The following is a 22,970-nucleotide window of genomic DNA, read 5'->3' on the forward strand; positions in this document are numbered from 1 at the left end:
AGCGCGACCGGCGGCACGGGCGGCGGCAGCAAAGCGCGCTCGCGCGCGAAGGCCTGGCCGAAGCGGCCCATGGCCTCGATCGCCGCCACGGCGCGCGCCGGGTCCTCGAAGACGGTGAAGCCGTCATCCTCGTACTGGCGCACACGCTCCTTCGACGCCAGGATGGAGAGCACGAAGAGCCGGTCCGGGTGCTTGTCGCGCACGGCCTTGAGCTGCGCGCGCAGGCCTTCGGCGATGGAGTCGGCCCCCACCGTGTAGGTGAAGAAGCCCAGCACCGATTGGTAGCCGCCCTCGTCCACCACCGCCTCGGTGAAGCGGCCGGCGATGGACAGGTCGTTCATGAACTGCGCGGTGCAATCCACCGGGTTGCGCGGCGCAGCGAAGGGAATCAGTTCCTTGAGGTGCTTTTGCGCGGCGGCCGGCATCTCGGGCATGGGCAGGCCCGCGGTTTCGGCCGCGTCCGAGACGATCACGCCCGCGCCGCCGCTCACGGTGATCACGCCGAGCGTGTTGTTCGCGGGGTAGATGCGCCGCGTGGCCAGGCGCGCCACGTCCAGCATGTGCTCGGTGGAGCGCGCACGGACCACGCCGAACTCGGCCAGCACGGCGTCGGTCACCGCGTCGTTGCCGGCGATGGAGGCGGTGTGCGACTGGGCCGCCGCGCTGCCGACCGCGCTGGTGCCGACCTTCATCATCACCACGGGCTTGCGGGCATGGCGGGCAGCCTCGAGCGCGGCCAGCAGGCGGTCGCCGTCGCGGATGCCCTCGGAGTACACGGTGATGACATCGGTGTCCCCGTCTTCCACAAAGGCGTGAACGAGCTCGCCCAGGCTGATGTCGCACTCGTTGCCGCTCATCACGCAGGACGACACGCCGATGCCGAACTCGCGCGCCAGTCCCAGGATGTGGCTGCCATAGGCGCCCGACTGGCTCGCGATGCCGACGCGGCCCGCGCCCGGAAAGCCCATCTCCACCACCGAGGTGAAGCTGCCGTAGAAGCCTATGCGTGGGTTGAGAACGCCGAGCGAATTGGGGCCCAGCAGCCGGATGCCGCTGGCGCGCGCCGCGTCCAGCATGCGCTGCTGCAGCTGCGTGCCCTCCTCGCCCATTTCGGCGAAGCCGGCGGAAAACACGATGGCCGCCGCCGTGCCGCGCGCGCCCAGGTCGGCCACCACCTGTGGTGCGAGCTTGGCGGCCACGGCGACGATGGCGACATCGGGCGTCTCGGGCAGCGCCGCCACGCTGGCGAAGGCGGGCAGGCCCTGGATCTGTGGCCAATTGGGGTTCACCGGCAGCAGCCGGCCCTGGTAGCCCTGCGAGCGCATGTAGGCGATGGGCCGCCCGCCGATGCGCAGCGCGTCGTCGGACGCGCCGATCACGGCGACGGAACGGGGGTGCAGCAGGCGGCCGAGCGCGTTGTTCATGGTCATGTCTGGAGGTATCGGGAAAGGGTTATTCGGCCTTGGCGCCCGAGGTCTTGACCACCCTGGCCCAGCGTTCGATGTCGGAGGCGATGAGCTTGCCGAACTGCTCGGGGGTGGACCAGGCGGGCTCGTAGCCCTGCGCGGCCAGGCGCTCCTTGAACTCGGGGCTCTCCAGCTCGCGCTTGATCTCGGCGTTGAGCTTGGCGATCACGTCCTTGGGCGTGCCGGCAGGCGCCATCAGCCCGTTCCACACCGACACGTCGAAGCCCGGCAGGCCCGACTCGGCCACCGTGGGCACGTCGGGCATGGCGGGCGAGCGCCTGGCGCCGGTCTGCGCGATGGCCTTGAGCTTGCCGCCCTTCACCTGCGGCGTGGCGGAGAACATCATGTCCATCACCACCTGCGAGTTGCCCGCGATCACGTCCATCATCGCCGGAGCGCTGCCGTTGAACGGGATGTGCGTCATCTTCACGCCCGCCTGCGAACTCAGGTACTCGGTGGCCAGGTGCGTGGAGGAACCGTTGCCGGCCGACGAAAAGTTCAGCTCGCCCGGCTTGGCCTTGGCGCGCGCGATCAGGTCCTTCAGGCTGTTGATGCCGAGCGACGGATTGACCATCAGCAGCGCGGGGCCGCTGGTCAGCGAGGTAATGGGCGCGAGATCGGTGCGGATGTTGTAGCGCAGGTTCTTGTACAGCGACGGGTGGATCGTGTGCCCCATGGTCACGAGGATCAGCGTGTAGCCGTCGGCCGGCGCGCGCGCCACGAACTCGGCGCCCAGGTTGCCCGAGGCGCCGGCCTTGTTCTCGACGATGAAGAGCTGGCCCAGCCGGTCGCCCAGGCGCTGCGCGAGCACGCGCGCCACGCTGTCGTTGGTGCCGCCCGGCGGGTAGGGCACGACGATCTTGACGGCGCGGGAAGGGAAGCCCTGCGCTGTGGCGGCACCGGCAGTGGCCAGCGCCGCCAAGGCCAGCACCATGCCGGCGGCCGCGCGACGTGTCACGAATTTCATTGCTTGTCTCCTGATATAGATCCCGCGCCGAGACGACGGCACATCGGGAAGGCGTTTGCATCGTAAACAGATGGATATACTTAATCCAATACTTTCGGTGCAGGATTCGATACATTTCATATATCACCATGGATCTTCGCCAACTGCATCAATTCGTGACCGTGGCCGAAGCGCAGAGTTTCCGGCGCGCGGCGGAGCGCCTGTTCATGGCCCAGCCCCCCCTGTCGGTCGCCATCCGCAAGCTGGAGGAAGAGATCGGCACGCCGCTGTTCGAGCGCAGCGCGCGCGGTGTGCGGCTGACGGCCGCTGGCGAAAGCGCGCTGGTCGCAGCCCGCAAATGCCTGGCGGGCGCTCAGGACGTCGCCACGGCGGCGCGCGCGGCAGCGGGCGGCGAGACGGGCCACCTGCGCATCGGCTTCACCGGCTCGGCCACCTTCGGTTTGCTGCCGCGAGCCATACAGGCCTTCAGCCGCCGCTACCCGGAAGTGCGCCTGACACTGCAGGAAATGACCAACCAGCAACTGCTGTCACTGGTGCAGGCGCAGCAATTGGACCTGGGGTTTGTGCGCGTGCCCACCAGCCGCCCTCCGGGCGTGCATTTCGAGGTGCTGGAAAGGGATGTGCTGTGTGTCGCGCTGCACCCGGACCATCCACTCGCGGGGAAAGCAGCGCTGTCGCTGCGCGACCTCGCGGATCAGGATTTCGTCGGCTACGTGCCCTCGCCTGTCGGGGGCTTGCATGCGGCCGCCACCAGCTTGCTGCAAAAGGCCGATGTGGCCCCCCACATCACCCAAGAGGCTGTCCAGGTCGCTACCGTGATCGGCTTGGTTGGCAGCGGCCTGGGCCTTGCGCTCGTCCCTTCGGCCAACACGCGCTACTACACGGCCAATGTGGTCTATCGCCCATTGAATGACCTGCCCAGGGGCGAGTCGATCGGCATCGCCCTGGTGCATCGCCCGGACAGCTCCAACCCTGCCGTGCGCCATTTCCTGTCCAGCGTTCCCTCGCTGACACGGTCGAAAAAACGCGCCACGGTCTGAGCGCGTCCGGCCGCGCGGCTAGTGCAGAAACCCCATGGCCCGCCCGTCCCTCACCTCGGGCTTGATGCGGTGCTCGGCCTCCAGCTGCGCCAGAAACTCTTCCGCCGACAACTCGGCCGCCAAAATGGTCACCTGGCGCTTGACCGCCGCAAAATCTCCGGGGCACAGCTGCGTTAATTTGGCCAGACGCGCCTGCAAGGCGCTGGTCAGCAAGGCCGTGTTGCCGGCCAGCGCCTCGGTGACGAACATCTTTTCGCGCTGCTCGCGCGTCAGCGGCATGAACTTGATCTTGAAGGTAAAGCGCCGCAGCGCCGCCTGGTCCAGGCTCTCCAGCAGATTGGTGGTGCAGATGAAGATGCCGGCATGGCGCTCCATGCCCTGCAGCATCTCGTTGACCTCGGTCACCTCGTAGCTGCGCTGGGCGCCGCGCCTGTCCTGCAAAAAGCTGTCCGCCTCGTCGAGCAGCAGCACGGCCTTCTCCAGTTCGGCCTCGCGGAACATGGCGGCCATGTTCTGCTCGGTCTCGCCCACGTATTTGCTCATCAGGTCACTGGCCTGCTTGATGAGCAGCGGCTGGTCCAGCGCCCTGGCGATGTGCTCGGCCAGCGCGGTCTTGCCGGTGCCGGGCGGACCGTAAAAGCACAAGGTGCCGTGGCCGCGGCTTTTGAGCGCCTGCACAATGCGCGGCACCTCAAAACGCGATTCGACATGGAGCATCGCCAGGTCGTAAGTGGTCACGCAGCGGCGCCCCGATGCCTCGACCTTGTTGCCCAGCGCCACATCCGCATTCATGAGCTGGCGCTCGATCAGCGACTCCATGAGCGCAGGCCTGCCGCCCGCGAGGGTCGCCTGCAACCCCTGGCTGTCCAGCTCGGCGTCCATCCTGTCCGGCGGTGCGCTGGCCAGGCAGGCAAAACGCACGGCCGTGCGTATCTGCGCCGGCGTCAGGCCCTTGCGCGCGGTAAGTTTGGCGACAAATTCAGCGCTGACCTGCACGCCATCCAGCGTCTTGCGCACCAGACTCTCGCGCGCGCCGGGCGGCGGCGAGCGCAGCTCCAGGTGGTAGGCAAAACGCCGGCGAAAGGCCGGGTCGATCTGCTCGATGCGGTTGGTGACCCAGAGCGTGGGCACGGTGTTGGATTCCAGTATCTGGTTCACCCAGGCCTTGCCGTTGACCGAAGCGCTGGCCGGCACCGGCAACTGCTCGGAGCGCGCCATCAGCTGCGCGGCTTCGCTGGAGATGGGCGGAAACACGTCTTCCACCTCGTCAAACAGCAGCGCCGAATGCGTGCTGCCCTTGAGGAAGACCTGCGCAATCTGCAGGGAACGGTAGCGGTCGCGTCCACTCAGGGAGTTGCCATCGCGGTCGGCGTATTCGACTTCAAACAGGTCCAGCCCGGCGGCCTGCGCCACCACCTTGGCCAGCTCGGTCTTGCCGGTGCCGGGGGGGCCGTAGAGCAGCACATTGACGCCCTGCTCCCTGCTGCTCACCGCATTGCGCAGCAAGGCCACCAGCACCTTCGCGTCTTCTTCCACAAAGGCAAAATCCGCCAGGCCCAGGCTGCTGCGCGCGGCGGGCCGCGTGAAGACGGCCATCAGCTCGTTCTGGTCGCGGTATTCGCGCATCAGCACGGGCGGCAGCCGCTCGCTGACCTTCATCAGGTCGGCCAGATCGGTGATGTTGTGCTCGGAGATCAGGTTTTCGACCATGCCTATGCGCTCCAGCCGCGAGCCGGCGCGCAGCGCTTCGGCGACCTCAGGCGCCTTGACGCCGGCCACATCGGCAATCGCGGCATAGGCCTCGGGGGCGTTGTTGACCTTGAACTCCACCAGCAGCGAGCGCAGGTCGCGCTGGTAGCGCGCCAGCGTGCCGTACAACAGCAGCGCGCGCTCGGCCTGGTTGAGCTGCAGCAGGCTGGCCAGCGCGTCTATGTTTTTCTCCACCAGCGTGGACTGCTTTTTCAGCGCGTGGGTCAGCCAGTCGCCGGTGGCGGACAGCACCGAGAGCAAGTCCTTGGGCTGGTCCTTGGCGTGTTCGTCGAGATAGAAAAACAGCGTGCCTTCCTCATAGGGGCCGCGCCAGGCGCCGTGACGGGCCATGAACTCGGCGTCGCTCAGGGCTTCATGGCCGCGCCAGAGTTCGTTGTCCTTGCAGCGGCGCCCCAGGAATTCGCGCAGGCGCTGCAGCGCCGGCAGGGGCCAGACCAGATGGCGGCCCGAGAGCGAAAGCAGGCTGTTCAGGTCGCGCCGCACGTTGAACTTGGCGCCCTGGCGCGCCGCCAGCGTCAGCACGAAGTGCGAGCACATCAGGTCCAGCACCGGGGCTTCCTTCAGCCCTGGGGACAACAGCGAGGGCTGCGGATGCGCAATGGCGGAACGCTTGTTCATGGACAAACCTCCAGTTGGCAAAGACACCGCGGGCGCATGCCCCCGGCTCCGGAAAGCTCCACCATAACGCAGCTTGAAGCATCATGGAAGACACTACGGGGATTAGGCCGCGTGAAGGCGTCGCAAGATCTGCCCGGAAGACGCGGAAAATGCCTGCCAGCAGAACCCATTGCCAAGAAGGAACTCCATGCTCAATCTGACCGATATCGAACAAGCCGCCCTGCGCCTGCAGGGGCATTTGCTGGACACGCCCTGCGTCGAGTCGAAGACGCTGTCGCAGCTGACCGGCGCGCAGATTTACCTGAAGTTTGAAAACCTGCAGTACACCGCCTCCTTCAAGGAGCGCGGCGCCTGTAACAAACTCGCACAACTCTCGGACGACGAACGGCGCCGCGGCGTGATTGCCATGAGCGCCGGCAACCATGCCCAGGGCGTGGCCTATCACGCGCAGCGCCTGGGCCTGCGCGCCGTCATCGTGATGCCGCGCTTTACCCCGGGCGTGAAAATCGAGCGCACCCGCGGCTTTGGCGCCGAGGTGGTGCTGCATGGCGACACGCTGGACGAATCGCGCGCCCATGCCCTGATGCTGGCCGAGCGCGAAGGCCTGGTGTTTGTGCACCCCTATGACGACGAAGCCATCGTGGCCGGCCAGGGCACCGTGGGGCTGGAAATGCTGCGCGCCGTGCCGGACCTGGACACGCTGGTCATCGCCGTGGGCGGCGGCGGCCTGATCGCGGGCATGGCGACGGCCGCCAAGGCACTCAAGCCCGACATTGAAATCATTGGCGTGCAAACCTCGCGCTTTCCGGGCATGGTCAACGCCATCAAGGGCACGCACTACCCGCAGGGCCTGAGCACGATTGCCGAGGGCATTGCGGTCGGCACGCCCGGCGTCATCCCGCAGGCCATCATTGCGAAACTGGTGGACGACCTGGTGCTGGTGGATGAGGGCGATATCGAGCAGGCCATGGTCATGCTGCTTGAAATTGAAAAAACCCTGGTCGAGGGCGCGGGCGCGGCCGGCCTGGCGGCGCTGCTCAAATACCCGGAGCGCTTTGCCGGCAAAAAAGTCGGGCTGGTGCTGTGCGGCGGCAATATCGACCCGCTGCTGCTGGCCGCCATCATCGAGCGCGGCATGGTGCGTGCCGGGCGCCTGGCCCGCATCAAGGTCAGTGCGCGCGACATTCCCGGCTCGCTGGCCAAAATCACCGCCACGGTGGCCGGTGCCGGGGCCAACATCGAAGAGGTGCACCACCAGCGCGCCTTCACCATGCTGTCGGCCCAGAACGTGGAGATTGAGCTGGTGATCCAGACGCGCGGGCGTGAGCATATCGCGCAGGTGCTGGCGACGCTGAGCGCGGCCGGGTTTGAAGCCTCCGAGCAGCACTGAAGCGGTTCAAGCCGTTCGGTGCCGGTGCTGGCGGGCCAGGGGACTCGGTTCCATTTCGAATCCAATGCGAGAGTAGGCGCCGCGCCGCAGACAGTGCCGCAGCACGGCCAGGCGGGGCAACGACCTGTCGCGTTGAAGTCGAGATGGAATCAATTCCAGCCAATCACCTCAAAGCCCTTTTCGCCCAGGCAGCGCTGGACAAAGTTGCGGTAGGTGCCGTTGGGCCGGTCATTGTGAAAGGCGCCCGACACCGCACCGGCCGAGCCGCCGACGGCGGCGCCCGCGGCACCGGCGCGAAACACGCCCTCGCCGCCACGGCCCGTGATCAGCGCCCCCACGGCCGAGGCCACGCCGACGGTGGCCGCGCCCTCACCGGCGCGGCGGCCGACTTCGTTGCCGCTTTGCGTGGGCGCAAGGCCTGCGGCCTGGGCGCGCGACATGCAGGCATCGGCCTCCTGCTGGCCCTGGGCCGGGCCCACGCGGTTGAGCGTGGCGTTGGGGTACAGCACCGGCCTGGCCGAGCCGCTGTTGGGCCCGCTGCTGGCGCAGGCCGAGAGCAGGAGCAGCGCCGCCGAAGTGGCGCCCACCGCAAAAATTTTGGCTGAAGATTTCATGCATTCCATCCACAAATAAGCAGCTGAAAGGGTAGCGCAAAAGCGCCGGCGGACCCGGCTTGCCGCTGCACGGTGCAAGCAGGTAAAATCCCCGCTGATATCAAGCCTTTCAGGAACCACCATGTCCAGTCCAGCCGTCCCTACCCCCCGCGCCGCACACGGCAGCCCCGCGCCTGCCCAGGAATATGAGCAGGATGCGGTTGAAGCCATCGTGCCGATGATGCCCATCGTTTTGCCCATGGTCGGCGGCGTGCTGATGTTCCTGCTGGCCTTCATCGCCGTTTTCATCGCCTGAAACGCCTCGCGCTGAAACACCCCGGTCCGCATGTTGCGGACTTTTTTTTGTCCGGCGCTGGCGCTGAATCAGGCCGCGCCGCCCGGCGGCCGCCACTTTCCCTGCTTTCACCATGCCCCACACCACCCCCGTTTTGCAGGCTGATGGTCTTTCTTTTGGCCATGGCCACGGCACGCTGTTTGCACATCTGTCTGTCCTTTTGCCCTCCGGCGTGACCCTGGTGTGCGGCGATGAGGGCGTCGGCAAAACCACCTTGCTCCGGTTGCTGGCCGGGGTTCTGCCCTTGACGACGGGGGAGCTGCAAATCCGCGGGCTGCGCCTGGCCGACCAGCCGGACGCCTACCGCCGGCAGGTGAGCTGGTTCGACCCGCGCGACCCGGCGCTGGACGAACGCACGGCCAGTCAGATCTTCAACACCCTGCCCCAGCGCCACCCCGGCCATGACGCGGACGCGCTGCAGACGCACATCGACGGCCTGAGCCTGGCGCCGCATCTGGACAAACCGCTGTTGGCGCTGTCCAGCGGCACCCGGCGCAAGGTGTTGATGGCCGCCGCACTGGCCAGCCAGGCCAGCGTGACCCTGCTCGACCAACCCTTCATGGCGCTGGACCGGCCCTCCATCGCCTATTTGCTGGGCGTACTGGCCGAAGCGGCGCGGCACCCGAACCGGGCCTGGGTGGTGGCCGACTATGTGGCGCCCGAGAGCGTGCCGCTGGCCCAGGTGATTGAGCTGGCGCTGTGAAACCTGAAACGCTCCTTATTTGATAGCTACAGGCGCCCGCAACAAAGGGGTTGCAGGCCAATTTGGCACGCAAATACCGGGCACGGCGCGTGACGCGGCCCTCAGCCCTGCCGCACCGGCATGATGTGCACCGACTCGGGCGGTATGTGCAGATGCAGCACCGCCCCTGGCGCCGTCCCCAGTTGCCGCAAGGCGGCGGTCGAGAGGTTAAGGGTGATGCACTGGGACGGCAGCGGCGCGGGCACCAGCGTGCACAGGCTGATCTCGCCCAGCGGCAGCACCTCCCTCAGGGTGCAGGCCAGGGTGTTGGCCGCGGGCGTCACGCCTGGAACTGGCGACGCCGACAGGTCCAGCAATTCGCCGGCCACGACCCAGGAAACCTCCGCGCCGTCGTCCAGCCTGCCCTTGTCCAGCACCTTCAGGGTGACTGGCGGCGCGTCCGCCCGCCCCTGGCCGCCGGCCTGCCACAGCAGGCGGCCAAAGCCGGGCGCGTCAAGCGGACCGTTGGCGAAAAACCGCCCCCGGAAATGGTTTTGTATGCCCACCAGCTCGGCCACGCGGGCGTTGCGCGGGCTGGCAAACACCCTGGCGGGCGGCCCGATCTGCAGCGACTCGCCGGCATCCAGAATCACCACGCGGTCGGCCAGCCGGCGCGCTTCGTGCAGGTCATGCGTCACCAGCACCATGGGCATCGCCACGCTCTGGCGCAGCGCCGCCAGCTCGTGGTACAGGGTCTGGCGCGTCGGCGCATCGACGGCCGAAAAAGGCTCGTCCAGCAGCAGCACCTGGGGTTCGCGCGCCAAGGCCCGCGCCAGCGCCACGCGCTGCTGCTGGCCGCCCGAGAGCTGCGACGGCCGGCGGCCTTGCAGGCCCGCCAGGCCCATGCGCTCAAAAAGCGCCTCAAAATAGGCCCCCGCCCTTTCGGGATGGGCGGCAATAGCTACGTTTTCAATAGCAGTCAAATGCGGGAACAGCGCGTAATGCTGAAACACCAGCCCGACGCGGCGCTGCTGCGGCGCCTGGCGTATGCCGCGGGCGCTGTCGAACCAGACCTCTTCGGCCCGGTCGCCGACCGTGACCCGGCCCTGCAGCTGCGGGCTTTTCAGCAAACCCGCGATCGCGCGCAGCACGCTGGTCTTGCCGCTGCCCGAGGGGCCGACCAGCGCCAGCAGCTCGCCAGGCGCGCAGCCAAACTCGGCATGGAGCCGGACCGGACCTTCGTTTTTGAGTAAAACCTGCAGCATGGGCAATGGGGACAAGCGCAGCGCGCTATCTTTCCTGTAGCGGATTGGCCTTGTCGGCGGCAAATACAAACACCAGCGCCAGCAGCGAACAAGCGACCAGCGCCAGCGCCATGATGTGGGCGGCGGCCATGTCAAAGGCCTGCACGCGGTCGTAAATCGCAATCGACAGGGTCTTGGTTTCGCCGCCTATGCTGCCGCCCACCATCAGCACCACGCCAAACTCGCCCAGGGTGTGCGCCATGGTCAGGGCCACGCCGGCGAGCACACCCGGCCAGGCCAGCGGCAGCTCGATCTTCCAGAAGGCGCGCCAGTTGCTCAGGCCGCAGACCCAGGCGGCTTCGCGCAGGCTGCCGGGAATCGCCGCAAAGGCGCGCTGCAAGGGCTGAACCATGAAAGGCAGGTTCACCAGCACACTGGACAGCAGCAGGCCCTCGAAGCTGAACACCAGCCGCAGCTGGAGATGCGCCGCCAGCCAGCCCCCCACGGGCGAGCCCTGGCCCAGCGTGATCAGCAGGTAAAAACCTATCACCGTGGGCGGCAGCAGCAGGGGCAGCGTCAGCAAGGCCTCCACCACCGGCCGGCCGCGCCAGGGCGTGATGGCGAGCCAGCGCGCCAGCCACACGCCCAGGGGCAACAGCACGGCGGCCGTGCAGACAGCCAGAAGCAGGGAAACGCGCGCGGCTTGCCAATCCATAGCGGGCTATTGTCTATCCCAAATTCAAATGGCCTTGAACTTCGGGCCGGTTGGCTGGCATGGCGTCACAGGTAGCCGTAACGGCTCAGCACCGCCTTGGCCGCGGGCGACTGCAGGAAATCGTAGAACGCGCGGGCCGTGGGGCCGGCATTTTTCAGCAGCACCATGCGCTGGCGCAGCGGTGCGTGCAGGTCGTCGGGTATCAGCACATAACGCACGCGCGCCGCCGCTTCGGGCGCCAGCACCAGCGACAGGGCGGTGATGCCGGCGTCGGCGGCGCCGGTGCTGACGTACTGCGTGGTCTGGGCGATGTTGTCCCCGAGCACGATTTTCCCTTGCAGCGCGGGCCACAGCGCCAGCTTCTGCAAGGCCTGCACGGCGGCCTTGCCATAGGGCGCCAGCTCGGGGTTGGCGATGGCGAATTTGCGCAGCTGCGGCAAGCCGGCCTTCAGCCCCTTGAATTGCGGGTCCAGCTCCAGCGCCGAAGCCGCGGGCACCAGCAGGACGATGCGCCCGGTGGCGTAGACCACGCCGCGGTCAAGGCTCAGGCCGGCATCGGCCAGGCGCAGCGCAAAGTCTTCGTCGGCCGACAGAAAAAGCTCGGCCGGCAAACCCTGCTGGATCTGCCGCACCAGATTGGCCGACGAGCCGATATTGAGGCTGAGCCGGCCCTGCTGCGTGCGCTCAAACAGCGGCACCAGTTCCGCCAGCACCTGCTGCAGGTTGGCCGCGGCGGCCACCAGCGCGGGCCTGGGCGCCGCGGCGGGCGCGGCCGTCTGGGCTTGGGCGGGCCAGGCCAGGCTCAGCATAAGCGCCAAGGGCAGCGCGGCGCCCGCAAGCCAGCGGCGCGACGTGCAGCCGCCGCAAAGCCGGGACAGATTCAGGAGAAAGTGCGACATGTCAAAAATCCCCATTGAACACATAAACCCGGCGGTCATGACCGCCGGAACCCGAACAAATAACTAGCATAACGTCATGCATGTTTTGCATATCTTTTACCTGTAACTGTAAGGTAACCGCTGTCTATGTTCTTAAAATGAACTTTCTGGCCGACCCGTGGAGCCCGAACAGCAAGCAACAATTTGCTTTTCCACCTTTGCGCCGCGACACATCAGGTTGCGGCCCCACCCGCCGACCGGGACTTGTCCGATGGTACTTGCTGCTTTGTTGACGCCCGCCAGGGGCCTCCCCTGAAACAGCCCCAAGCCTCATTTCGACAAACGTCCCGACGTCACAGTTGCATTCAGGACTGTCGCCGCCCGACGTTTATCGAAATCACGCTTTTTAACCTTGGAGTTTTTTCGATGAACCAACCTGTGATGCAAGGGCTCAAGCTCAATACGCCCTCCTACGTCAAGAATGCGAAGCTGATCGCCTGGGTCGCCGACATGGTGGCCTTGTGCAAGCCCGAAACCATCTACTGGTGCGACGGCAGCGACGCCGAATACCAGCGCCTGTGCCAGCAGCTGGTCGACGCCGGCACCTTCAAAAAGCTCAACGAAGCCAAGCGCCCCAACAGCTTTCTGGCCTGCAGCGACCCGAGCGACGTGGCGCGCGTGGAAGACCGCACCTACATCTGCTCGGCCCAGAAGGAAGACGCCGGCCCGACCAACAACTGGATGGCCCCCAACGAAATGCGCGCCACCTTGCAACCGCTGTTTGACGGCTGCATGAAGGGCCGCACCATGTATGTGGTGCCCTTCAGCATGGGCCCGCTGGGCTCGCCGATTGCGCACATCGGCATCGAACTCTCCGACAGCCCCTATGTGGCCGTCAATATGAAGACCATGACGCGCATGGGCCAGGCGGTGTTTGAAGTGCTGGGCGTGGAAGGCGACTTCGTGCCCTGCGTGCACACCGTGGGCGCGCCGCTGCAACCCGGTCAGGCCGACGTGAAGTGGCCCTGCAACAAAACCAAGTACATCGTGCATTACCCCGAGACGCGCGAGATCTGGTCTTACGGCTCCGGCTACGGCGGCAACGCGCTGCTGGGCAAGAAATGCTTTGCGCTGCGCATCGCCTCCAACATGGGCCGCGACGAAGGCTGGCTGGCCGAGCACATGCTGATCCTGGGCGTGACCAATCCGCAGGGCAAGAAATACCATGTGGCCGCAGCCTTCCCGTCGGCCTGCGGCAAGACCAATTTCTCCATGCTGGTGCCGCCCGCCGGTTTTGAGGGCTGGAAGGTCACCACCATTGGCGACGACATCGCCTGGATCAAGCCCCAGGCCGATGGCTCGCTGCGCGCCATCAACCCCGAAGCCGGCTACTTCGGCGTGGCCCCGGGCACCAACTTCCACACCAACCCGAACTGCATGGCCAGCCTGGACAAGAACGTGATCTTCACCAACGTCGCGCTGACCGACGACGGCGACGTGTGGTGGGAAGGCATGGAAAAAGACACGGGCGGCCTGCCGGCGCACCTGATCGACTGGCAAGGCAAGGACTGGACGCCCGAGATCGCCAAACAGACCGGCGCCAAGGCGGCTCACCCCAACGCCCGCTTTACCGTGGCCGCGCTCAACAACCCGGCGCTGGACAGCGCCTGGGACGACCCCAAGGGCGTGGTGATCGACGCCTTCATCTTCGGCGGCCGCCGCTCCACCACCGTGCCGCTGGTGACCGAGGCGCGCAACTGGGTCGAAGGCGTGTACATGGCGGCGACCATGGGCTCGGAAACCACCGCCGCCGCCACCGGCCAGGCCGGCGTGGTGCGCCGTGACCCGTTTGCCATGCTGCCCTTTGCCGGCTACAACATGGCCGACTACTTCCAGCACTGGCTGGACCTCGGCAAAAAGCTCGAAGCCACCGGCGCCAGGCTGCCCAGGATCTACACCACCAACTGGTTCCGCAAGGGCGAGGACGGCAAGTTCGTCTGGCCTGGCTACGGCGAAAACATGCGCGTGCTGAAGTGGATGATTGACCGCATTGAAGGCACTGGCCAGGGCCAGGAACACATCACCGGCATCAGCCCCGGCTACGAAGACCTGAACTGGACCGGCCTGGACTTCACGGCCGAGCAGTTCAACACCGTGACCAGCATCGACAAGGCCGCCTGGCTCAAGGAGCTGGAACTGCACGCGGAATTGTTCAAGCAGCTTGAGCACCACCTGCCCAAGGAACTGAAAGAGACCAAGGCCGCACTGGAGCGCCGTCTGGCTGCCTGAGCGGCCACCGGCCTGCGGGGGGCGCAGCGCACGAACTGCACGGCGTCCCCGAGTGAGGTCGCGGGCCAGCCGCCCGGACAAAAAAAAGCCACCGCTGAGGTGGCTTTTTTGATGGCGCGCCGCGAGGGCGGGCCGGCAAGAGGCATTCAGGCGATGTAGTTGCGCTGATAGGCACGCAGCACCTTGCTGCCAAACTTCAGTGAACGCTCTGCCATACGATGCGGCGCAGGGATGGCGCGCACGTCGTCATATTGCGCTTCCAGGGCTTGTGCCTTGGCGTCTTCACGCGAAATGGCCATCTGCAGGTCGGCCATCACGCGCGGGTCGTTCTTGGCGGCGGCCCAGAGGCGTTGGTCGGCGCGGGCTTCGGCGAGGCTGCGCGACCAGCCATCCAGCCCGGCGCCCAGGCGGGTGGCCAGATTGCGCACGGTGCCGGCAAAAAGGGCGAGCACCACAAAAGCCACGGCCCACATGGCAATCCACAGCACCAGCATGTGGCCTTCGGCCACGCTGTCCATCACCTGGTAAGCCACCACCAGAATGGCCGCCGCCAGGGCCGACAGCATCAGTGTGGCCAGCGCGCGCGTGCCAGAAATGCCGCGGTACAGCTGTCCGATGACGCCCATGCCCGAGGTCATGCGCTCCAGGCCCGAATGCTGGGTGGAATGGTTGGAATTGATGAAACTGCTCATGATGAACTCCCCTTCTTTAGCGATCTGTCACCGCCAATCGGAATTGCGGCGGGTAAGGCAATACTAGGGTTTTCACCTACGTTACTCAACTTTATCTTTATGATGCATGCCATTCACAACGGTGATAACCTAGCGCTTCCCTTCCTATCACCCCCCAAGGCGGCCATTCGGTGAATGCTCTCAATTTCCGCACGCTGGACCTCAACCTGCTTCGCGTTTTTGACGAGGTGATGGCCGAGCGCAGCCTCACACGCGCCGCGCGCAATCTGTCGCTGACCCAGCCCGCCGTCAGCAATGCCTTGCGCCGCCTGCGCGAAACGCTGGGCGACGAGCTGGTGCAGCGCAGCGGCCAGGGCATGGCCCCCACGCCCCGCGCCGTGGCCATCTGGCCGGCCGTGCGCGAAGCCCTGCATCAGCTCGAAGCGTCGCTGATTCCCAACGAATTCGTGCCCGGCCAGGCCAGCAACACCTTTGTGCTGGCCATGGCCGATGCGACGGCGGCCGAACTCATGCCTGGCCTGACGGACACGCTGGAGCATGAAGCGCCGGGCGTGGGCATGCGCGTGGTGCCACTCACCACGCGCGACCCGCGGCGCCTGCTGGACGAGGAAAGCTGCGATCTGGCGGTCGGCTATTTCCCCCCGTTGGTGGCCGACCTGACGGCACGCGCCCAGAGCGGCGAGCCCACGCCTTTTTTCTACCAGCGGCTGTATGACGGCGAATACGTCTGCGTGATGCGCAAGGACCACCCGCTGGCCAGCGGCCCGCTCACGCTCAACCGTTTTTGCGCCGCGCGCCACATGCTGGTGAGCTTTTCGGGCCGGCCTTACGGCTTTATTGACGAGTCACTGGCCTCGCTAGGACGCCAGCGCCGCGTGGTGCTGACGGTGAACCAGTTTTTTACCGCCGGGCGGGTGGTAGCCAACTCCAACCTGCTGACGGTGCTACCGCGCCACTTTGTACGCGTCACCGGCATCGCCGAGCAGCTGGTGCTGCGGCCCCTGCCCTTTGATGTGGCGCCGGTGCATGTCGATGCAGTCTGGCACCGGCGCTCCGAGCAGCAGAGCGCCCACGTGTGGCTCAGGCAGGCCGTCAGCCGCGCGGCCGACAAGGCGTTTTCGACCTGAGGATGGCCTGGAGAGGGTTTGCTGGCGGCGCCAGCCCAGTAGTTATCTGCGTCAACAGCTATTTTATTGATAGCGCGACGCCCCTGATGAAAACCCGATCCCTGGCGGGATGGATGTGTCCCCCAGGGTAGCGGGGAACGGGAACTTAGCGAACGACGCTCAGGTAGGCGCGGGCGGCGCTGCGCAGTTCCTGGGCCTGGCGCGGGTTGCGGCCAGCACGGGCTTGGGCGCGTTCCATCAGGTTGTGCGCCACGCCGTTGACGGGGGCAAAACCCTTGGCCAAAAGCAGAAAACTGGCGATTCGGGAAATCAGGCTGTACATGTCAGGATCACCACACAAGCGGTGAAAAGTTGCGATGAAGCAAGAGTAAGGTTTACCCTAGTATCTTCAAGCCCCCAAGCGACGCAAAGCCATGCAAAACATGCATAGTTGGCGCCATGGGCGAACATGGCCGGCGCGAAAACGCCGCATCCCGCTATTTTTCAACAGCTGCCGGCGGCCATGGATAACGCGCCTGTGCTCCGGCGACAATCAAGGGGTGAACATCCAGCTCCTGTCCGACCTGCACCTTGAATCCAACCCGCATTTCCAGGCCCGCCCCCTGCCCGGCGCAGACCTGCTGGTGCTGGCTGGCGACATCGGCTCCTACCAGAGCGGCTCCCAGCTGACCGAGCTGGGCATCCCCGATTTCGGCCTGGCGCGGTTTTCGCCCCTGCCGGTGGAACGCGGCGGCGCGGGCTGGCCAACGCCGGTGCTGTTTCTGCCCGGCAACCACGAGTACGACGGGCTGGACTTTGACGCGACCCATGGGCGGCTGCGCGAGACCTGCGAGCGGCTGGGCATGGTCTGGCTGGAGCGTGAAAGCGTGCTAATGGCCGGCCTGCGCTTTGTCGGCTGCACGCTGTGGGCCGACTTTGATGCGCTGAGCACCGAGCAGGCGCGCCATGGCGGGATCACGCTGGGCGAGCAGCTCAAGGCCCGTGACAAGGCCTTTCGCGCCGCCAACTTCTACCTGGGCAAAAACCATTCATTCCGCCAGGGCCAGCCCCTGCTGGCCGATGCCGTGCGCGAGGAGGGCCTGAAAAGCCAGGCCTGGCTGCGGCAGGCGCTGGCCGTCCCGTTTGACGGACCCACCGTGGTGGTGACGCATTTTGCGCCCAGCCTGCTGAGCGCCGACCCGCGCTACGGCCTCACGCCGGGCACCGCGGGATTTTGCAATTCGCTCGACGAGCTGCTGCCCAAGGCCAGGCTGTGGCTGCACGGCCATTTGCACTGCCACGTCGACTATGTGAAGCAGGGCTGCCGGGTGCTGGCCAACCCCCTGGGCTATGCCCGCAAGGGCGAGCAGGACGGCTTCAGGCCCGAACTCCTCATCGAAATCAATCCCTAGCCCATGCTGGATAGGCGCAAGAAGCTACCAAAAGCATAGCATTCGTTCAGCCCACTGAAACCGCTTCTGAGCCCCAGCGCGCCCGGGCGGCCAAACGCCCATCACACATTGCGCCAATGGCTGGTTGCGTCCGATTCGGCTTGGGTGTATATCTGGGGCCAAAGCAGCGTGGCATTTTTCGGTGTCCCTCAGGAGCGCATCATGAAAAACAATCTGTCATTCCTTGGCTTTGGCGCCTGGCTAGCAGCGGCCGCTCTGGCGGTGGCCCTGGCCCTGGTGGCGCCCAATGACTCCAGCGTGATGGGCCGCCTGCCTGCCTTCATGTCGCAAACCCTGACGCGCCAGACCGTGGCCGTGCCCGAAGGTCTGCCTTCCGACCGCATCCTCGCGCTGATCACCTTCCAGCGGGGCCAGCGTGCCCAGATTGAAAGCTGGATTGAGGGCCTCAACCTGAGAAATGACCCGAACATTGACTGGGTGCGCCTGTTTGTGCGCAACGATCCGGGCACGCCAACGGGTCGCAGCGCGCTGGAGAACAAGTTGCGAGAGCACTATCCCGCCGATGCCGAGCGCGCCAGGCTGATGCCGGTGTTCACGGATCGCGCCGACTTTGTGCGCTCGGCAGGACTGAACGGCACGGACCAGGTCTCTGTCGTGGTGGTCAACCGCCAGGGGGAGGTGCTGGCCCGGGTGGAGGGACAGTTTGACCCGGCCAAGGCGCAAACCCTGCGGGAGACGCTGCAGGCCCACCATTTTTAGCCGCCTTGCGCGCCGTGCAGCCGCGCGGCAGCTGCTTTTTTAAAGCCGGCTCAGCCCCAGGGTGAAGTAGAACGTCGCGCCCTTGCCCGGGGCGGATTCGGACCAGATCCGGCCGCCGTGCCGCTCAATAATCCGGTGCACCGTGGCCAGCCCTATCCCGGTGCCGGCGAATTCAGACTGTGAATGCAGGCGCTGGAAGGGTCCGAACAGCTTTTCGGCATAGGCCATGTCAAAGCCCGCGCCGTTGTCCCGGACGAAAAAAATCGTTTCGCCGGCGCTGCCCGTTTCATGCGCCAGGCTGATCTCGGCACAGTCCTGCCCGGCGCTGAATTTCCAGGCATTGCCCAGCAGGTTGTCGAGCACCAGATGGAGCAGCCGCGGATCGCCTTGCGCCACCAGTCCGGCCTCGACATGCAGCCTGACCAACCGGCCGGGCTCGCGCTCCTGGTAGGCGCTCAGCAGGGCTGCGGCCTGCGCGCTGAGGTCTACCGGCTCCCAGCGCAGACTGGAGCGCGAGACTTGCGCCAGCGAGAGCATGGCGTCAATCAGCTCGCCCATTTGCGACACCCCGGCGCGTATGCGCGCGAGGTAATGCCGGCCGCGCTCCACCAGCGGACCCGGGTCGGCCTTGGCCATGGTCTTTTCAAGCAGGTCGCTGAATCCGTCAATGGCGCTGAGCGGCGTGCGCAAATCGTGCGACACCGAATAGGAAAAAGACTCCAGCTGCTTGTTGGCAAACTCCAGCTGCGCCGTGCGCTGCCTCACCCGCTCTTCGAGGCCGGCGTTGAGGCTCAGGATTTCTTCGTGCGCCCGTTTGCGCTCCCGAATGTCGGTGTTGATGCTCATCACGCCGTTGACCTGCCCCTGCTCATCACGCACCGCGGTAGACCGCATCTCGACAAACACGACCGAGCCGTCCCGGGCCAGCTGCTCCCGCTCGCCGGTCCAGTCATTGCCCAGGGTCTGGCGCATGGCGGCGGTGAGCTCCTGCGGATCGCGGTACATCGCCTCCGCCATGGTTTTGCCCAGCACCTCTTCGGCCGTCCAGCCGTACAGGCGCTCGGCGCCGCGATTCCAGAAACGCAGGGTGCCGTCCAGGTTGCGCACCATGATGGCGTCCTGGGCCCGGTCGAGCAGCGAAGCCTGTTCACCCAGCTTGATGGCCGCAAGACGCGCCGCCTCCCGGCTCCGGTGGCGCTCGCCCCGGGCGCGCAGGCTGCTGATGCCAAACGCCAGGTTGTCGGCAAGCTCCTGCAGGAGCTTGACTTCATCGGCATGGAAATGCTGCATTTCCCCCGCGTAAAGATACAGCACGCCAAAGCTGCTGGAGCCCTCGCGCAAGGGCAGACAGATGGCACGCCGGAAGCCCCGCTGCAGGGCCAGCTCGGGCCGGTGAAAATGGCGGTCGCCGCGGCTGACGTCGCCGATATGCTGTGGCTCGCCAGTGCGAATGGCTCGCCCCGCCGGGCCCAGGCCGGTCTCGGGATCTTCCCGCCAGCTCAACTGGAGGGCCGCCAGGTAGCCTCGCTCGTCGCCCGCATGGGCCATGGGCTCGATGCTCTTGCGCGCATCGTCCCGCGCATAACCGACCCAGGCCAGGCGATAGCCCCCCACCTCAACGGCCACACGGCAAACTTCGGCCAGCAGGCGGGCTTCGTCTTCCATGCGGTTCATCGCCATGCTGGAGCGGCTCAGCATTTGCAGGGCCCTATGGGTGCGGACCAGCGCCGCCTCGGCGCGCGCGCGCTCCAGCGCAATGCGGGCCAGGCGCGTCGCGGTGGCGATCAGCGCCAGATCCCTGGCCTCGGGCTTGCCGGGATGGCGGCGGTACATCGCGAACGTGGCCAGCACTTCGCCGTCGCCGGCTATCACGGGGGCGGACCAGCAGGCGCGCAGATCGTGTTCTCTGAGCAGTTCCCGGTCATCCCGCATCAGGGGATCGCACTCGCTGTCTTCAACCACCACTGGCGCCTTGCGGAACGCGGCCGTGCCGCAGGCGCCCGCACCATCGCCAATCGGCAACCCGTCAAGCGCCTGGACAATACGCTCCGGCAGGCTGGGCGCTGCACCATGGCGCAATTGCTGCCCGTCCACCAGCAGGATCGAACACAGATTGAGCGGCGTGCTTTGTTCTATCAGCCGCCCAATGGCGTCAAGGGACTGCGACAAGGGCCCACCGCCCGCAATCAAGGTCAGCACCTGCTCCTGCGCCAGGGCAAAACTTTCTGCCGCCTTGCGCTCGGTGATGTCATTGAAGACCGCCACGCCTCCGAGCACCTGCTGGTCGGCATCGCGCAACGGCCGGGTACTCATGCTCAAAATCCGGTCTTCGGCGCCGGGCCGGCAGAGCAGCACCTCCTGGTTATCGATGCGGGTGCCGCGCAGGGCCTTTTGCAGGGGCCGGGCCGAACCCGGATGAAGAGGGCTTCCGTCCAGCCTGCGCAGTTCATGGTTCCCGCGCCAGTCCTCCAGCAATGAGCCGATCTCGGGGGCGACATAGAGCTGGCGGGCGCTGGCGTTGAACAGCTGAATGCGCCCCTCGGCGTCGGTGGCGATCACGCCTTCGCTCATGCTGTTGAGGATCAGGTCCAGCCACGCCTGCTCCTTGCAGGCATGGCGCAGGGCCGCATCCAGCTCGTCCTGCCGCGCCTGCAGGGACCCGGCCATGCGGTTGAAGGACCGCCCGATCTCGCCGAATTCGCCCTGGTACAAGGGACCCAGCCTGATGCGCGCCGCCAGATTGCCCGCGGCGACCTCGTTGGCCTCTTTCAAAATCGCCCTGGCGGGATTGACGATCAGGCGGTTACCCATCCACCAGGCGCAGGCCACGCCAAACAGCATCATGCCCAGCAGGGCCAGCAACTCAATGGCCAGGGTGTCGCGGCTTTGCGCAGCCACCAGCTCGTGCGGCATGCGGAGGGCCGCAAACAGCCCCTGGCCTTCACCGCCCGGGACCGGCGCAAAGGCGTAGATGCGTTGAACCGCCTCGGCGTCTTCGGCATTCAGTACGCCCGGCTGCCGCATTTGCACGGCCCGCTGCACGGCCGCGTCCGGATGCGGCCGGCCCAGCCAGGAGGGTTGCGCGGGGTGAGCGGCCAGCACCGTGCCCTGGCCGTCCAGCACGGCCAGGTCCAGGCCCGGCAGGCTGATGGGCAGACTCCCCAGGGGGGTGCTCAACCCCGGGAGCCCCAGCACGGCAAATGCCACCCCGCCCAATTGACCGGCAGGGTTGTGCACCGGCACGGCAAAGCCGAGTCCGGGCAGCCCACTGCGAGGCTCGGCGGCATACCGGCCGACCGCAAAACTTCGCCCCTCCAGCACCTGCCGGAAATAAAGCCTGTCCCCGACCTGGGCCTGGCGGCCTATTCCGCGCGCATCGCAGACCAATTGACCGTCCAGCCCGGCCACGCCCAGATTAGTGAACTCAGGGTGCTCCGCGAGCAGGTTTTTCAGATGCTGCCCGCACAAAGCCGGGGCTACGCTCTTGACATAAGTCGCGCTGGCGACGCCATTGAGGAGTTCGTGGGTCATGTCCACCAGCCGCTGCTGGTGCGCCGCCACCAGCAGGGCCTGCGACTGGAGGCTGGACTCCGCCAGCTGAAAAGCGGTTTTCCGGCTTTGCGACGCAGAGTAGGCAAGCAGGCCAAATACCGGCAGCAAGGCAAGCAGCACCAGTAAAACCAAACGGGAACGAAGCCCCAGCCAACTCAGCATTTCAAGACCTTGTGCCTTTCACTGCGATGCAGCGTCATGCACACATCGGCCCGACGGAGGGCGAGGACAGGCACGCATTGTAAATGGGCTTGCCTTGGCCGCAAAAGTGGAACCACAATGCAGATTGCGGGTCACACAGGCCCCTGGAGAGCAGCTTGCAGCCAACCGGTTACACCCGTACCGCCATGATCCTGCACGGGGCCATGGCCCTGCTCATGGTGGCCGGCTTCTCCCTCGGGCTCTACATGGTGGGCCTGCCGCTCAGTCCCTTCAAGCTGCGCCTTTATTCCTATCACAAGTGGATAGGGGTCACGGTCGCGGCGCTGCTGCTGCCCCGCATCGTCTGGCGCTGCCTGCATGCGCCGCCGCGCCTGCCCGCCGGCACGCCGGCCTGGGAGCAGGCCGCGGCGCACGCCAATCATCTGCTGCTGTATCTGCTCATGGCCGCCGTCCCGGTGTCGGGCTGGCTGATGAGTTCGGCCAAGGGCGTCACGACGGTCTTCCTGGGCCTGTGGCCTCTGCCCGACGCGGTGGCCAGAAACGAAGCCCTGGGAAGCTTGCTGGAAGCGCTGCACCGCCTCCTGAACTATGCCCTGCTGGGCCTGGTGGGCCTGCATGTGGCGGCCGCGCTCAAGCACCAGTTCATAGACCGCGACGGCCTGCTGGGCCGGATGTTCCGGCTCACCGGGGGCGACGCATGAAAACCCCTGCCCCCCTTGCCCTGGTCCTGCCCTGGCTGTTGCTGCCGGGGACAGGCGTGCAGGCCACCGAATACCGGCAGATGGACCGGACCGGCAGCTACATCCATTTCACCTCGCGGCAAATGGGCGTTCCGGTGGATGGCGAGTTCCGCAGCTTTGACGCCAGCCTGGCCTTCAACCCCGAGGCGCCGGCCCAGGCCAGGGGCCAGCTGCGCATCGCCCTGTCCAGCATAGACACCGGCCTGCGGGAGGCCAACGAGGAGGCCGTGGGCGCGCAATGGTTCGACGTCAAGCGCCATCCCGAGGCCCGGTTCGAGCTGCGCCAGATCCAGCCCCTGGGCACGGGCCGCTTCCAGGTCAGCGGCGTGATGAGCATCAAGGGCAGCAGCCAGCCCATGGCCTTCGGCACGCTGCTCAAGGCCAGCGGCAGGCAGGCCGTGATGGAGGGCAGTTTTGTGCTCAAGCGCCTGGATTTCAAGGTCGGCGAAGGCCTGTGGGGCGATGTCGGCGTGGTGGCCAACGAGGTCACGGTGCAGTTTCATCTGGTGCTGAGCCCGTAGGCGGGGCGAACAACAGGAA

At 66.3% G+C, this 22,970-nt stretch carries 20 protein-coding genes; 10 read left to right on the forward strand and 10 right to left on the reverse strand.

Features of this window, described 5'->3' with window-relative positions; genetic code table 11:
* Positions 1-1,424, reverse strand: a 1,424-nt coding sequence (locus PJE01S_RS14385) for an acetate--CoA ligase family protein (RefSeq protein WP_157090339.1), incomplete at its 3' end; no start/stop codon positions are given.
* Between the two features lie 28 nt (positions 1,425-1,452).
* On the reverse strand, positions 1,453-2,433 hold the full coding sequence (locus tag PJE01S_RS14390) for a tripartite tricarboxylate transporter substrate binding protein (protein WP_068834330.1): 981 nt from the start codon (positions 2,431-2,433) through the stop codon (positions 1,453-1,455).
* 128 nt (positions 2,434-2,561) lie between these two features.
* Here PJE01S_RS14390 and PJE01S_RS14395 point away from each other — a divergent pair, with 128 nt between their 5' ends.
* Positions 2,562-3,473 (forward strand): LysR family transcriptional regulator, encoded by a 912-nt coding sequence (locus PJE01S_RS14395; RefSeq protein ID WP_068834331.1) that lies wholly within the window; start codon positions 2,562-2,564, stop codon positions 3,471-3,473.
* 18 nt (positions 3,474-3,491) lie between these two features.
* Here PJE01S_RS14395 and PJE01S_RS14400 read toward each other — a convergent pair whose 3' ends face one another.
* Entirely contained in the window at positions 3,492-5,861 is a 2,370-nt protein-coding gene (locus PJE01S_RS14400; protein ID WP_068834332.1) for an ATP-binding protein, read from the reverse strand.
* Positions 5,862-6,048: 187 nt separating this feature from the next.
* On the opposite strand from PJE01S_RS14400, the gene PJE01S_RS14405 reads away from it, so the two are divergent.
* On the forward strand, positions 6,049-7,251 hold the full coding sequence (locus tag PJE01S_RS14405; RefSeq protein ID WP_068834333.1) for a threonine ammonia-lyase: 1,203 nt from the start codon (positions 6,049-6,051) through the stop codon (positions 7,249-7,251).
* Positions 7,252-7,400: 149 nt separating this feature from the next.
* Here PJE01S_RS14405 and PJE01S_RS14410 read toward each other — a convergent pair whose 3' ends face one another.
* A complete protein-coding gene (locus tag PJE01S_RS14410) occupies positions 7,401-7,865 on the reverse strand; it encodes a hypothetical protein (protein WP_068834334.1) in 465 nt (154 codons plus the stop codon).
* A gap of 121 nt (positions 7,866-7,986) precedes the next feature.
* On the opposite strand from PJE01S_RS14410, the gene PJE01S_RS25555 reads away from it, so the two are divergent.
* Together PJE01S_RS25555 and PJE01S_RS14415 are read left to right on the forward strand one after the other, a co-directional pair.
* Entirely contained in the window at positions 7,987-8,160 is a 174-nt protein-coding gene (locus tag PJE01S_RS25555; protein ID WP_169804385.1) for a hypothetical protein, read from the forward strand.
* Between the two features lie 112 nt (positions 8,161-8,272).
* The gene (locus tag PJE01S_RS14415) at positions 8,273-8,902 is read left to right on the forward strand and encodes an ABC transporter ATP-binding protein (RefSeq protein ID WP_068834335.1); all 630 of its coding nucleotides are present in this window, start codon (positions 8,273-8,275) and stop codon (positions 8,900-8,902) included.
* Between the two features lie 101 nt (positions 8,903-9,003).
* On the opposite strand, the gene PJE01S_RS14420 is transcribed toward PJE01S_RS14415, so the two are convergent.
* The 3 genes from PJE01S_RS14420 to modA all read right to left on the reverse strand — a co-directional run bounded on the left by PJE01S_RS14420 (position 9,004) and on the right by modA (position 11,739).
* The gene (locus PJE01S_RS14420; protein ID WP_068834336.1) at positions 9,004-10,146 is read right to left on the reverse strand and encodes an ABC transporter ATP-binding protein; all 1,143 of its coding nucleotides are present in this window, start codon (positions 10,144-10,146) and stop codon (positions 9,004-9,006) included.
* Between the two features lie 25 nt (positions 10,147-10,171).
* Positions 10,172-10,840, reverse strand: a complete 669-nt coding sequence (modB, locus tag PJE01S_RS14425; RefSeq protein WP_068834337.1) for a molybdate ABC transporter permease subunit — start codon at positions 10,838-10,840, stop codon at positions 10,172-10,174.
* A 65-nt stretch (positions 10,841-10,905) separates the two neighbouring features.
* Positions 10,906-11,739 (reverse strand): molybdate ABC transporter substrate-binding protein, encoded by an 834-nt coding sequence (gene modA, locus PJE01S_RS14430; protein ID WP_245660790.1) that lies wholly within the window; start codon positions 11,737-11,739, stop codon positions 10,906-10,908.
* A 405-nt stretch (positions 11,740-12,144) separates the two neighbouring features.
* Here modA and PJE01S_RS14435 point away from each other — a divergent pair, with 405 nt between their 5' ends.
* Complete coding sequence (locus PJE01S_RS14435) at positions 12,145-14,007, forward strand: phosphoenolpyruvate carboxykinase (GTP) (RefSeq protein ID WP_068834338.1); 1,863 nt, start codon at positions 12,145-12,147, stop codon at positions 14,005-14,007.
* A gap of 146 nt (positions 14,008-14,153) precedes the next feature.
* Here PJE01S_RS14435 and PJE01S_RS14440 read toward each other — a convergent pair whose 3' ends face one another.
* On the reverse strand, positions 14,154-14,699 hold the full coding sequence (locus PJE01S_RS14440) for a hypothetical protein (RefSeq protein WP_068834339.1): 546 nt from the start codon (positions 14,697-14,699) through the stop codon (positions 14,154-14,156).
* A gap of 170 nt (positions 14,700-14,869) precedes the next feature.
* On the opposite strand from PJE01S_RS14440, the gene PJE01S_RS14445 reads away from it, so the two are divergent.
* Positions 14,870-15,826, forward strand: coding sequence for a LysR family transcriptional regulator (locus tag PJE01S_RS14445; protein WP_084389560.1), 957 nt, complete (start codon positions 14,870-14,872; stop codon positions 15,824-15,826).
* Between the two features lie 145 nt (positions 15,827-15,971).
* Here PJE01S_RS14445 and PJE01S_RS25560 read toward each other — a convergent pair whose 3' ends face one another.
* Positions 15,972-16,148 carry a hypothetical protein gene (locus PJE01S_RS25560; RefSeq protein ID WP_169804386.1) on the reverse strand — a complete coding sequence of 59 codons (177 nt, stop codon included), beginning with the start codon at positions 16,146-16,148 and terminating at the stop codon, positions 15,972-15,974.
* 217 nt (positions 16,149-16,365) lie between these two features.
* On the opposite strand from PJE01S_RS25560, the gene PJE01S_RS14450 reads away from it, so the two are divergent.
* Both PJE01S_RS14450 and PJE01S_RS14455 read left to right on the forward strand, forming a co-directional pair.
* Entirely contained in the window at positions 16,366-17,217 is an 852-nt protein-coding gene (locus PJE01S_RS14450; protein ID WP_068834340.1) for a metallophosphoesterase, read from the forward strand.
* A 201-nt stretch (positions 17,218-17,418) separates the two neighbouring features.
* Positions 17,419-17,976: a hypothetical protein gene (locus tag PJE01S_RS14455; RefSeq protein ID WP_068834341.1), complete on the forward strand. Its 558-nt coding sequence runs from the start codon at positions 17,419-17,421 to the stop codon at positions 17,974-17,976.
* Between the two features lie 39 nt (positions 17,977-18,015).
* Here the strand turns inward: PJE01S_RS14455 and PJE01S_RS14460 are convergent, their stop codons facing one another.
* Positions 18,016-21,690, reverse strand: coding sequence for a GAF domain-containing protein (locus tag PJE01S_RS14460; protein WP_068834342.1), 3,675 nt, complete (start codon positions 21,688-21,690; stop codon positions 18,016-18,018).
* Positions 21,691-21,845: 155 nt separating this feature from the next.
* On the opposite strand from PJE01S_RS14460, the gene PJE01S_RS14465 reads away from it, so the two are divergent.
* Both PJE01S_RS14465 and PJE01S_RS14470 read left to right on the forward strand, forming a co-directional pair.
* On the forward strand, positions 21,846-22,391 hold the full coding sequence (locus tag PJE01S_RS14465; RefSeq protein WP_281178608.1) for a cytochrome b: 546 nt from the start codon (positions 21,846-21,848) through the stop codon (positions 22,389-22,391).
* Positions 22,388-22,951 carry a YceI family protein gene (locus tag PJE01S_RS14470; protein ID WP_068834343.1) on the forward strand — a complete coding sequence of 188 codons (564 nt, stop codon included), beginning with the start codon at positions 22,388-22,390 and terminating at the stop codon, positions 22,949-22,951. Before PJE01S_RS14465 ends, PJE01S_RS14470 begins: the two co-directional genes overlap by 4 nt.
* Positions 22,952-22,970: the final 19 nt, after the last annotated feature.

The organism is Polaromonas jejuensis NBRC 106434 (assembly GCF_001598235.1).
GTDB classification, from domain to species: Bacteria; Pseudomonadota; Gammaproteobacteria; order Burkholderiales; family Burkholderiaceae_C; genus Polaromonas; species Polaromonas jejuensis.